At 36.3% G+C, this 12,273-nt stretch carries 8 protein-coding genes; all 8 read right to left on the minus strand.

What is annotated here, in order from left to right:
• Positions 1 to 1,241 precede the first annotated feature (1,241 nt).
• The 8 genes from ACFIKU_RS08900 to ACFIKU_RS08935 all read right to left on the minus strand — a co-directional run bounded on the left by ACFIKU_RS08900 (position 1,242) and on the right by ACFIKU_RS08935 (position 11,374).
• Complete coding sequence (locus tag ACFIKU_RS08900) at positions 1,242 to 1,382, minus strand: hypothetical protein (protein ID WP_375657297.1); 141 nt, start codon at positions 1,380 to 1,382, stop codon at positions 1,242 to 1,244.
• 871 nt (positions 1,383 to 2,253) lie between these two features.
• Entirely contained in the window at positions 2,254 to 2,820 is a 567-nt protein-coding gene (locus ACFIKU_RS08905) for an abortive infection family protein (protein ID WP_375657298.1), read from the minus strand.
• A gap of 20 nt (positions 2,821 to 2,840) precedes the next feature.
• Positions 2,841 to 3,071 carry a hypothetical protein gene (locus ACFIKU_RS08910; protein WP_375657299.1) on the minus strand — a complete coding sequence of 77 codons (231 nt, stop codon included), beginning with the start codon at positions 3,069 to 3,071 and terminating at the stop codon, positions 2,841 to 2,843.
• A gap of 1,516 nt (positions 3,072 to 4,587) precedes the next feature.
• On the minus strand, positions 4,588 to 5,952 hold the full coding sequence (locus ACFIKU_RS08915) for an MFS transporter (protein ID WP_375657300.1): 1,365 nt from the start codon (positions 5,950 to 5,952) through the stop codon (positions 4,588 to 4,590).
• 50 nt (positions 5,953 to 6,002) lie between these two features.
• Positions 6,003 to 6,248 carry a hypothetical protein gene (locus ACFIKU_RS08920; protein WP_375657301.1) on the minus strand — a complete coding sequence of 82 codons (246 nt, stop codon included), beginning with the start codon at positions 6,246 to 6,248 and terminating at the stop codon, positions 6,003 to 6,005.
• Between the two features lie 304 nt (positions 6,249 to 6,552).
• Entirely contained in the window at positions 6,553 to 9,369 is a 2,817-nt protein-coding gene (locus ACFIKU_RS08925) for a type III restriction-modification system endonuclease (RefSeq protein WP_375657302.1), read from the minus strand.
• Positions 9,327 to 9,530: a hypothetical protein gene (locus ACFIKU_RS08930; protein WP_375657303.1), complete on the minus strand. Its 204-nt coding sequence runs from the start codon at positions 9,528 to 9,530 to the stop codon at positions 9,327 to 9,329. Before ACFIKU_RS08930 ends, ACFIKU_RS08925 begins: the two co-directional genes overlap by 43 nt.
• A gap of 11 nt (positions 9,531 to 9,541) precedes the next feature.
• Positions 9,542 to 11,374 (minus strand): site-specific DNA-methyltransferase, encoded by a 1,833-nt coding sequence (locus tag ACFIKU_RS08935; RefSeq protein WP_375657304.1) that lies wholly within the window; start codon positions 11,372 to 11,374, stop codon positions 9,542 to 9,544.
• Positions 11,375 to 12,273: the final 899 nt, after the last annotated feature.

Consider the following 12,273-nt stretch of genomic DNA (forward strand, 5'->3'; position numbering starts at 1 on the left):
TTTTCTCCTTCTTCTACGAGGGCTTTCATTTTCCACTCCATAGAGAGAGTACAAAAATAAAACATGGCTTGCCTTGCCCTGCAAGAGTTTCTGCTATTTTAAGACTACTAAGGACTTTCTCATCCCATATGCCATAATCAATTCGCCACGGTCTGCTTCTTTTAGAACCCTCACAAAACAAGCTTTAAGCGCTTCTTGTTGATGATCTAAAAGCTTTTTCGGTTCTTTTTTCTTAAGCGTTGTTTCTCTTGTTTCTTCAAAAGGACTCCAATCTATTTGACCGTTTTCTCAATCAAACAGATTAGTCCTTGTGAATCCGGATCTCTTGGTCTGCAAAAATATGAGAAGCATTATCACTCCACTCTGTTTTGGTGCTATCGATAAGAATATGACAGGTGAAGATCTTTTTCTAACTGGCTGCTATAAAAACGATCAATATCTTCTTTCTTAATCTGATAATTTGTACTATAAAACTTATAATGCACGATCGCTCATACTATATTTGTTCGCCTATATTACATCCAAGGTGCATCCTTGTAAAGCTGCGTTGCTATATGAGGAAAAGTCTTATTGCTACCCTATCATCCTTCATTAGAGAACTTTCAAAATAAACCTTCATTCTAGATGGAGCATAATGGAAGCACCATGAAAGCAGGACAAAACGTACGAAAGCTTAAACACCCGTAAGGCTATGGCTTGAGGGGGTGGGGGCTTGAAAATCTTCCCTCTCTAAAAAACGCAATGGCCCATATAGACATGCCATTAAAAAGCTGAACTTACCTTTCTATCTTAAAAACCTATTTCTCAATCTTTCCAAAAAAGAGCTATAGTCGTTCTACTATGCTTATTTTTGCACAACGTACGCATCCTTTGCTTTAGAGGCAATGGGAGCGATGAACCATTGATTTGTCAAAAACGCCTATAAACTCATGGGCATATAAGTGATGAAGCAGTGTTACCAACGCTCCAAGCGGGATGTACAACACTTTTGCGAGATGACCAACGAGAGGGCTGGGAAGCGGGTGATTTTATCCTTATTGGACAATCAATTTTGCTCAATGTCAGGAGGGAGAAAAAACATGGGTGGTAAATAGTGTGAGACATAAACGCACAAATCCAATCCATACTATAAAAGCGTCTGGAGAGCTGAAAAAGCTTCTTACATCTATCCTAACATACATAAAGCAACTTAAGAGAAAAAACCTCCATAAGCTGTAGATCCCTATCCTTGTTGGATAATTTTAGCGCAATGTACTATCTGTTTTGAAAGGGACATCTCGCACCATCTCTGGACCATCTGCTCTAGCCCCTTTTGCCGTTTCTAGGGTGGCATGTTCTTTGAAGGAGTGATGATTTTTGCAATCTTTTTTAGAAACAAGCATGATGAGGAAAAAGTCTTCTGTCGTGAGAAAAAGAAGAAATGGCTTTGTGCTTTTGCAACAATTGGTACTGACGTTTGAACAGAAACTGGCAACGAGGAAGGGAAACTTATAGAACGCGTGATCAATAAATTTTATCCCCCGTTATAGAATATCGGCTTTTATAAGCTATAGAGAAGGCTATGCCGAGGGGCTGGGTGGCCCTTAAGTCTAAAGATAATTCTCAAGTAATCCTAAGAGCACAAAATCTTATGGCGAGTAGAAAAAAAGACCTTCTTCTATCTCATTTGCTCCTTATTCCACTTGTTCTAAATACTACTTGTTAAGAGAGTTAGAACGCTGCTTGTTTACCAGAAAGCCATACTTCTTAATCCTCACAAGATATACTTCTTCACTCAAACTTCTATCTACATTGCTTTTATTAGAAGTGGGGCTTTATAGAATATGTAATTTATACGCATAAAGGCTTTGCAGGGATTAAACCTCAACTCAGATTTTCTCTCTTTATAGAGTTAAAATTGTATTTTAGCATAACTCCTAGCTTCTCTATCATCATATTTCTTCACGAGAGCTTTCCAAAAATAGCACACTATCTAGTTTGTTCTTTAAAAAATAATCAAGGCAATACTTTTACACTATCCTCGTTCGCTATCCTTAGGGGCTACTTTTGCATTCGCAGAAATTGTCACTGACTTTAAAAGCGGAGCCTAGCAACGCGGGGAAGAGGAGAGCTATAGGGCGGTGTGATTACTCATTCTGTCGTGCTATAGAAATAAGGATATAGGCAGCGATCACCCCTTTAATGCTTTTTAGGCATTTAAAATGGCACGAGAAAATGCTGGTAGTCGTGATATGTTTTTTCTAAAGTTTTTTATTATGGCTGATCCATGAGCTCTAAGATATAAATTGAGAGGGAATGTGCGGCATTAAAAGTTAAGCGCGCATGGCGAGGTTTGAGATTGATTAGTTCAAAATCTTTTTCTGAGCGGCCGTGCGCTGCACCTTTCTTGTTTCTTAAATTCATAGTACCGTCCACAATTTTATACAGACCGGATGCGATCATTTTTAAGTCATTTTCATCTAGATCTTGATTTTTTAAGTTTTCTTGCTTCATATCTTCGGGATGGATCTTGGCTTTCTTAACGACTTCTTTCCATAAAGCAGGCAGATTATTACGGGCGTTTTCTGCACATGGGATAGAATGGTGGTCGAGATAAGCTTTGCAAGAGGCTTCCAACAGATTTGCTGCAAATAGAACTGCTTCCCTTGGATCTTTTTCTATATTTTCTAATGCTCTTTTTACTTCGATTTCTACTGCTGAAAGTCCTTTCTCTGCAATATGTTTTTGTAGATCTTCCATCGAGAGGAGACCAGCTTTTTGCAATTCTTGTGTGGAGGTTAACTCTTTCTTGATAAGATGCCCTCCACGCTGATATTCCAAGTCATACTCCTTTAACTTTTCTAAAACTGTATGTTTATCTTTTTGTAACTGTAAAATTTTTTCATATAATGATGGATTGAATCCCTTGGGTCTGGGTCATAATATTCTTTTTCCAAAAGATCTCCAAGCAAGTTACCAAGGACTTCAAGCGGTTCATTGCATTCCACATTGATTGCACGTAGCCATGCTTTAACTTTTTCGCGTTTTGTACCTTCTGGAATCTCAGAAGGAGCAAATGATGCAATAAACAAGTCATCTAACTCCTTACACGTATAATGGTATGCAAACATTGGAGGGAGAAGTCCAATGATTGCAGGAGGGATTTTGTTTTTCTGAAATATTGTTTTCGGAGATGATAATTGCATTTTGTATCTTTATAATATCAAAAAGTGGTGTGTGGAGTGGTTTTTAGAATATGATTTTATTGCCTGACCTTGCATAGAAGGTCGCGCAACAATTTCGTGGCTTATATAAGATTTGTGAAAGAAAATTGCCATATTGTGTTTTATTTTTTTCTCCTTTCATTGTTATAACAGTGAAGGGGGAAAGGGGGTGGATAATGTGTGATAATACGAAAAATATAGAATGAGAACAGAAGTATAATTTTGTATTATCGTAACTGCAATAACATTCTTTATTGGCAGATTGTTTATTGGAGAGAAGGAAGCAGGCAATGCGCATAATCCCTGAAGGGAAGGTTTTGTGACAAGAATTTCAACAATGGTATGTTTACTAAATGTTGCGTATGTTTTTGCTTGTCAGAAAGAGCAGATGGGGCTCTTTGTTCGCATAACCGGTAGAGAGAATAAGTGGGCTGGGGATTGGTTTACCAATTTCGTTTATTCCGTTAAAGCTTACTGTTTTCTATAAAAAGGCTGTTTTCATGATATCCGCTGTTAATCTCGCGTATTTGGTAGCGATGGAAATATACACGTTTATCGTGTCTGTAAGGGAGCTTGAAGCAATGAAACTAGGCGTAAGAGGGTTCTGAAAAGCTTCTTTTGTCCATAAAATTTACAAGAAAAATTTAAAGCCAAGAAAATGTTAGAGAAATTTAAGAGCAAACTGTGAAAATCAAGAAATAGTCTTTTTAGAGATGGTTTGGGGTCTGTCATCATACATTATGATTTTCAATGTTTTTAAAATTTCCCTCTCAATGAGAGAAGGATTTTTTATTAAAGCGGGGTAGATTTGTTATGACAGTTCACAATGAAATAGAGAAAAGATTCTGCTTTACAAGCTGTTTTTGTTGCTTCAGCTTCATTTGAACCTATTGTGATTATGAGATTCAATGAGCTTGAAATGGAATGTATAATATTATCAAGTTTGCAGCGCGGTGCGATTTTCTGCATTGTGATGCGTGGTAGAAGATGATTAGCATTTATAGTGCGCGCAGGCGGAATGCTATATTCTATGCTGGCGCTGTAGGGGCGTCTGTTAGCGCATTTATGGGACTATTCCGCATTGAAACGCGTGCTTAATTTCGTGGATACTTGCAAAGATACCAACAGAGAATTCCATATTTCAAGAGGTTTTGAGAGGTGTCTAAGAGCACTAAGGAAGCGTGACGTTGATAAACACCGCATGTTACTGGAGATGTCCAAATTTTAGATCTGAAGGAGCTTGTCGGTTTAGTGTCCTTTTATAAAAATTATGAAGGCTGGAGCTAAGGTCTCAGTGTTGTTTATTTCTCGAAAAGTGGTAAACTGCTCTATGATCTTATATGCCATTGCAAATGTTATTGAGAAGGCGTTCAAACGAAACATATCATAAATTGGAGCCTTTCTCTTTATGCGATAAGGAGAGTGCGAGGCAAAACAGTAAAAATGCAGCGATAGAGAATATAAAGAATACGATATATGTTTGGTTTAAGGACAGATATTCTTCTGTCAGCGAATGGATCAAAAAGCCAGCGAATATACCCCCCAAGGCTCCACCTATTTGCTGTAATATGCGTGTGATAACGGCCGTATCTTTGACGTATAAACTGTTGACATATTGAATGGGGGCAGAAAGGCAGACAATGGTGGTGATGCCAAGCCCTATGCCTCTTAGCAAAAATCCCAGCCCATCCATGCTTATATTATAGCCGAAGCATAATAGCCCAAAGCTTGATATCACTAAACCAATTCCTATCATGAAAAAGGGAGATTTTTCTTTCCATTTTTGGTAAATAAATTTTCTTCCGATCCATGCACCTACCCCTTGCAGAGCTAGGACTGTGCCGATGATGAGAAGGCTATTTTTATGGGCTTGTTCCATGGCGAGAGCTAGTGGGAAATAAACGAGGAAGCTATAAAAAAGAAATGAAGCAATAAGCCCCATGATCATGAGTAATGTGTAGCGTGCATTTTGAAATCCGCTAAAGACGATTAATTTGTTTTTTGCTTTCTGATTAGAAACAATGAATACTATGAGAGATATCACCGCTATAAGTGCTAGGATATATAAGTGATTTTTGTTCTTTATATTTTGGGCTTCTGTGAGATAGAAAAACGAAATAAGCGATATGGAAAACGCTAAAAATGCAAATAAGTTAAATTTTGTTTTTGTTGTTTCGTTGCTCTTTAAATGTTTAGCTCCAATGGTGAGCGCCAATAAAATGAGCGGAATATTGATAAAAAATAACAAACGCCAAGAGACATACTGAGCAAGTGAGGCGCCCACCAGCGGACCAAAGGCAGGAGCGAAAACTGTTGGTACAGCTATGGTGCCCATGGCTTGGCGCACCCGTATCTGCCCAAATTGTAAGGCAATAATTGTTTGGCTAAGGGGCAGCAAAAGACCTGTTCCGAAACCTTGAACGATACGGGCAGATATAATGGTTGGAAAATCATAGCTTAATCCTACCCCCAGTGATCCAAGCATAAAAATGAAGCTTGCAAGAAACCAAGTCTTTTTGATACCTATTCTCCTCTGAACAAAAGCGGACATAAGCAGCCCTGGCACGGTGGCAAGAAAATAGGATGTTACAACCCATTGCATATTCTTTTCCTCTATTGAAAAATAATCAGCAAGGTTGGGAAGGATGACATTAACAATGCTTCCGTCCAGCAAGGGGAGTATGCTGGAAATAATGACGGTATATATGACATACCTTTCTGATTTGGTATAGGAATCTTTCTTTTGCATTGTTATGCCCCCTACAGATGTTCTTTAAAATATTGGTTGCGCCCTATAAATTACAGACCTTTAGAATGAACACGTGTTTGTGATGTCTGCGGTTTTGGTATTGGAATGAATGTGATTGGAAGTGCCGATGGTCCCCAAATGCTTCTCTTGTGTACAAACCCCTTTTCTTCCAAAATGAAGCCATCAGTTAAGCTAATTTTGATGACTTTATCGAGGAGTCTGTTTTCTGTCAATTCACTTTGCATGAGAGCAAAAGCAGAACTTAAACGAGACGTGCATGCCTGCTCCATTTGCATTTATTATTTAACATGGAAAATGTTAAAATCTTTATAAATCAACGTATTGATTTAAAAATCAAATGTTTGTTTATATATCATTTTTTATGATTAAATGATTGTTTGGGTGTCAAATGTATTTTCAATAATTTATAATTTTCTTTTCTTAAATGTGCAGACCTTTTTGGAAAATGTTCGACAATCTCTTAATCGTTTAATAAAAATTAAAATCGGTTATAGGGAAGAGCTTGTAAATTATAGAGCAGGAAAACGTTGCATTTTATAAATAACAGCGGAGGGCTGTTTTCATAGTCCAAACATTTTTTCAAGTTGTTATGGTATCTTTTTGAAGGGCTTGATCGATAAAAGTTTCATAATTATCAGAAACAATATATTGGGTGTTTTCTCCTAAAGCTTTGAAATGTTCGCGACCGCAATGGATTTTTGCTTTTTCAAGGTCACGCAACATGTCTTCAAAAATACTTCCTTTGCTTTCCACAACAAAATACAGTTTTTCTTGCCCATCTTGCTCGAATAATACAGCCCAATCTGGGGTATATGATCCAAGAGGTGTATCAATTTTAAACCATTCAGGCAGTTTCGCATAAACTTTAATCTCATCGTTTTTTTCAAACGATTGTGCAAAACTGAACTCAATATCTGAATCATAAATAACATGATCATAAGTTGATTTATCAGTTTTTGTCATATTTTTGTTCAAATAGCCAATGAGCTCTTCATGTTCAAAAAGCTCTTGTGCATAAAAATATTCATCACCAATTTTTTGATATTTGATACCATCAACTATAAAACGTTGCATTTCACGCTTGATAAGCTTTTTTACCTCGTCAATGAATTTTTGAGGATTATTTTTGAAATCATTCAGTCGTCCGCTCTCGAGTAATATGCTTAGAATGGACCGCCTTTTTAAATTTGTTTCATTTTGAAGATAGCTTAAAATATCTGGAATTTGATAATCACGCACATCGTATATATGCGTGCTTTTCTGATTTTCAGTTACACTGATACCACCTTTACTCATTTCAGTTTTTGCGCGTGTGTAATTGAACTTTGTTTTGCCGACAATGAGATTATCCCGAAGGCTTTGGGCACACCTTTTAATGAGTTCATTTGAATTAAATTCTACATTGTAGACGGTTTTATATTTAATACGATCCCATAATTTTTTGAATTCAGGACTATCAAAAACAGCTTTATTTAGGCGTACCGTACGCTTATCCTCATTATTTTTAATATTAAGCCCACCTGCAATTTTTTTAAGAATAGCTGTAATCGTCCCTCTTTGCGCTTCAAATTGTTTGGGAAGTGTAAGATTATTTTCTTTCAGGGCTTTTTTGAGTTCGTTTGTTATTTTACTGTGTTGATCAATATATTGCTTTTCTAAGAGAGTATTCCAGATGGTTTCAGAGGCTTGTGCTCCGAGAAATGCTTGTTCTCCATTTTCTTTCTCAATGATGATATTGGCAAAGCTGTGCTTTTCAATAATGCCAAAACGTAAACCTTCTTCTTTTTCTATTTCTTTTTGCAGACCATCAACAAAAGTTTCGTAGGATTCATTGGCCATAACGGTTAGTGTGTTAATCTCAAAACCGTAGACACGCTCTCCATCCTGATTAACAGCGATACGAAGTCCGCGCCCAATTTCTTGACGTTTTTTTATGGCAGATTTGGTTTCATTGAGTGTACAAATCTGGAAGACGTTAGGATTATCCCAGCCTTCTTTGAGAGCGGAGTGAGAGAAAATAAACTTTAACTTGGAATCAAAGCTAAGAAGTTTTTCCTTATCCTTCATGATAAGGCTATAAGTGTTTTCATCAGCTTTTGTAAAACCGTTGGTATCTTTAAATCCATTCTTATCACCAGAAAAATAGCCATTATGAACCTGTGTGGGGAGACTATCGATATCCATTTCAGAAAAAAGCGTATGGTATTTGGGCTTTTTAATTGCTTTTGCATATTCTTCTTCAAAAATAATAGCGTATTTTCCTTTTTGTCTTGGTGCTGTGTAATCCCGATAATTCGCTACTTTATCAATGAAAAAGAGACTAAGAACCTTAATTCCCATTGGGGTGAGTTTTAGCTCTTTATCTAGATGTTCTTCTATCGTTTTGCGGATTTGTAGCCTCTTGTACTCATCCTCATTTACATCACCAATCACATGGTTTAGACGAATGATATCTGGCTTACTGGTGAAGTCGATATATTCATTACCTTCTTCACAATAAATATCATTGACAACGTAGCCATCATAAAGAGAGCGTCCCCCTGAAAGCCTAAACAAGTCATCTCCTTGTTTTACCCATTTTTCAGTGCGTTTTACCGTGTTTTTTTTCTGAATATCCAATTCAATTTTGGCGCGGTGTCCCTTCTTATTATCAACGGACAGAAGCTTGATATACGCTTTGTTATGCCCATCCTTTACTTCAATAGAGGCGACTTCAATCTGCTTTACAAGCTTTTGTTCATAAGCATCAATAGAATCTAGTTTATACAGCATGTTGTGTTTATCAAGATGTGTCGCTGAGTATCTGAATATGCAGAGCGGATTAAGAGATTTGATTGCCTCTCCTGATTTGGCGGTTGTGTCTACACTTTGCGGTTCATCAATAATCACGATTGGTTGAGTGGATTTTATAAAATCAATTGGTATGCCTTGCATTTTGTCATTCCAGCGATGGATGATATTTGCACTGGTTTCTCTTGAAGGATCTGTAAAACTTTTGCGGAAAGCATCAATATTGATCACCATAATTTGGATATAATCATTGTGTGCAAAACTGCGAACTTGTTCTAATCGACTGGAGGTATAAATAAAGTAGTCAAAAGGGGTGTTCTCATATTGCTCTTTAAAATGTGCGGTTGTCATTTCAAGTGTTTTAAAGACTCCTTCTTTAATTGCAATGCTGGGAACAACAATAATGAATTTTGAAAAACCATAGTGTTTATTCATTTCAAAAATAGAGCGTAGATATACGTAGGTTTTTCCCGTTCCGGTTTCCATTTCAATGGCAAAGTCAAGGCTTGGTAGTTCTTTTGTTTGCTTTAAACCATTAAGGAGCTGAATATTTTGAACGTTTTTTAATATTTCTTCAGACGAAAGACGTAAGCGGTTACACCACAACCTATATCGTCTTGCTGTGTTAAGTGTGCTTCCAATTCATTTTTGGTTAATGAAGGCATGAAAAACAAGGCTTTATCAAGTTCTTGACCTTTAAAAACGCCTACAACAGATTCCCATGCGCGACGTTGATGATGTTGATTGGGGTCAAATTTAATTTTCATTGCTGTCTTCTCTACAAGCTCTTGATATCAGTAATGCCATAACGTTTTAGACACATGAGAGCGTTGGTTTTAACGACATCATCCTTAAAGCTATTATCTTTGAAAACAACACGTGTGATTTCGGATTGTAGTTTTTCTTTAAGTAAACCAATGCCATTAATGACATTGATGTCAATATCGTCATCTAAGCAGACTATTAAAGTGCCAAGTCCAATGATATAGATGGTTTTTTCTGCAATGATATGTGTTTTAATGGACACAGAGAGATCAAGTCCATATTTGAGAAGAATTTCATAAAGAAGGTCTTCATTGGAACGGTCCTGTTTGAGATGATCAACAGCGTTGAGAAGATCTTTATCAAGTGTGTCAAAGTTTGCTTCCCAGTGCTTTATGTTTGAACTATCAAGCTTGAAAACTTTAAAGCCTGTGTCAAGGTCACCATTGGCATTTAAATCCCGTTTTTGGCATTGTTCTTCTTTGATTTTTTTCCCAGCGCGGCGCAGGCGCTCTTTGGATATTTCCGCAATGTTTTTATAGCCAGCTTTGAAAGCTTCCGATTTTTCTTCTGTGGGTTCGGGTAGTTGTACAGAAATGCAACGGCGCTTGCCACCATCTTCGGCATTCAATTGCATCACTGCATGGGCTGTCGTGCCAGAACCTGCAAAAAAGTCAAGGATGAGGTGATCATTGGTTGCTATGGTTAGAAAATGTTTTATTAATGAAAGCGGTTTAGGAAAATCAAAGTAGCGGGCATTGAACAGGTTCTCTAATGCTATTCCCGCTTCTTGGTTAGTGCCAAATTCAATAGAAAGAAAATCATTAGCTATTTGTCCTTGGCTTTCATGGAGATAAATTTTTCCATAGGGTAGTTCAGTTTTTCCTGTTGCCCAATATATGGCTTGTCTGGAAGAAAGTTCTTGAAAATCTTTTTCATTTATCATCCAAGGTCCTTCTAAAAGAGTTCCAGAAGGTGTGGTTATTTTATAAAAATGTCGTCCTCTTGTTTTATCTAACAAAATAGATCGTCTATAGACTCCATGGTTGTCTTTATATCGATATTCTTTTTTTGCTCTCTCTGTTAAGCGCATTTTATTTAATTTTAAGGACTTTAATTCTTTAGAATAAAGGATGATATATTCTTTAACTCGTGCAATATTTCCAATATTGGCTTGGTTGTCGGTTTTTCTCCAAGTAAACTGCGCAATAAAATTTTCTTCACCAAAGATCTCATTACAAAGTTTTTTAAGATTATCTTGTTCATTATCATCAATGGAAATAAAAATAACACCATCATCACGAAGCAAGTTGCGTGCAAGTTTGAGGCGTGGGTACATCATATTCAGCCAATTGGTATGGTAGCGACCTGCACTGCTGGAATTTGTTCCTATTTTTTTGCCTTCGTCATCCAATTGTCCTGTCATTTCAAGATAATTTTGCACGCCATCTTTAAAGTCATCTTTATAAACAAAGTCATTACCGGTATTATAGGGGGGATCGATATAAATCATTTTGACTTGGCGATGATATGATTTTTGTAAAAGTTTTAAAACTTCAAGATTGTCACCTTCAATGAATAGATTTTGTGTGGTGTCCCAATCCACACTTTCTTGTTTACAAGGGCGGAGTGTTCCTGTACTTGATGTTTGTGCAAGACGACTTGCTGCACGTTTCCCATGCCATGTGAAATTATAATGGTCTTCGTCTTTAACCAAGTAATTTCCTAAAAGCTCTTGTAGTTGGTCAAATTTAATTTTTCCTTCTGAAAATACTTCAGGGAACAGTTGTTTCATCTGTTTAATATTTTGTTCCACGATATTCATGCTTTTGCCGTCTAGCTTTTTCATATTGCTCACGTACTTTTTATTGCTTTTTAAAGTTGTGCTGAGTACTTTGTGGTTTTTTGCATATTATTTTATAAAACAATTTGCTTTTATATTTATTAAAAATGCATTTTTATTTTTTCGTATAATTAGTCAATGAAGTTTTTGCTCTAATGTCGCAATTTGTAAAAGACTATTTGGGTAATTCAATATGAAATTTTTTATGTCTGTATAAAAATATTTACAAAAAAAATTAATAACGCATGATTATAGAACTTTCTTGTCCTTTGTTTGAAGCATGAAAGTTACCCCGTTGTTTATCCATAGATTTTGGGTTTATTATTTATTTGATACATTTAATCTAGAATGCAAATTGTGTTCGTATACTCAAACTAAAGTACTGATATTGAAGCGGTGAGAGTGTTGTTTTGTTGAGAATAGATAATTTTTTAGGTTGGTATTCCCTTTATATCAGAGGAATTTCAACTTATTCTCTCATATTGTGCGTGGATGAAATGTTAACCGCATAATGCTCCCTCTTACATGAAATGTGAGATTGACATAGTTTCCATATTGAGAAAAGTTGTTGATCGTAGAGGAATATTTTTCTGCGAAATTCATTTGGTTTAAATGGTAAAAATAGAGCAATAGTCGCACATTTATTATGCTGTAACGTATATATGATCGATGGAGTCAACACTTTATTTGAGATTTTTTTAAGAAAAGACATAAAAAAATAGAATTATTGAAAAAAATCTTTTATTTTTAAGCTTTTCTCTCACGCTTATAAAAGCTACACGTGGATTTCGAAAATTCTGGTTGTGTTGAAAAGCATGAAAAATCAAAAAAATTTCACAAAAAAGCTGCACTATACGTGCAGCTTTTTATGTGTTTGCTTTAGAGGTAGAGGTTTTAAAGTATGA

Origin of the sequence: Bartonella sp. CM120XJJH (genome assembly GCF_042194715.1) — a bacterium.
In the GTDB taxonomy this organism is placed as follows: domain Bacteria; phylum Pseudomonadota; class Alphaproteobacteria; order Rhizobiales; family Rhizobiaceae; genus Bartonella.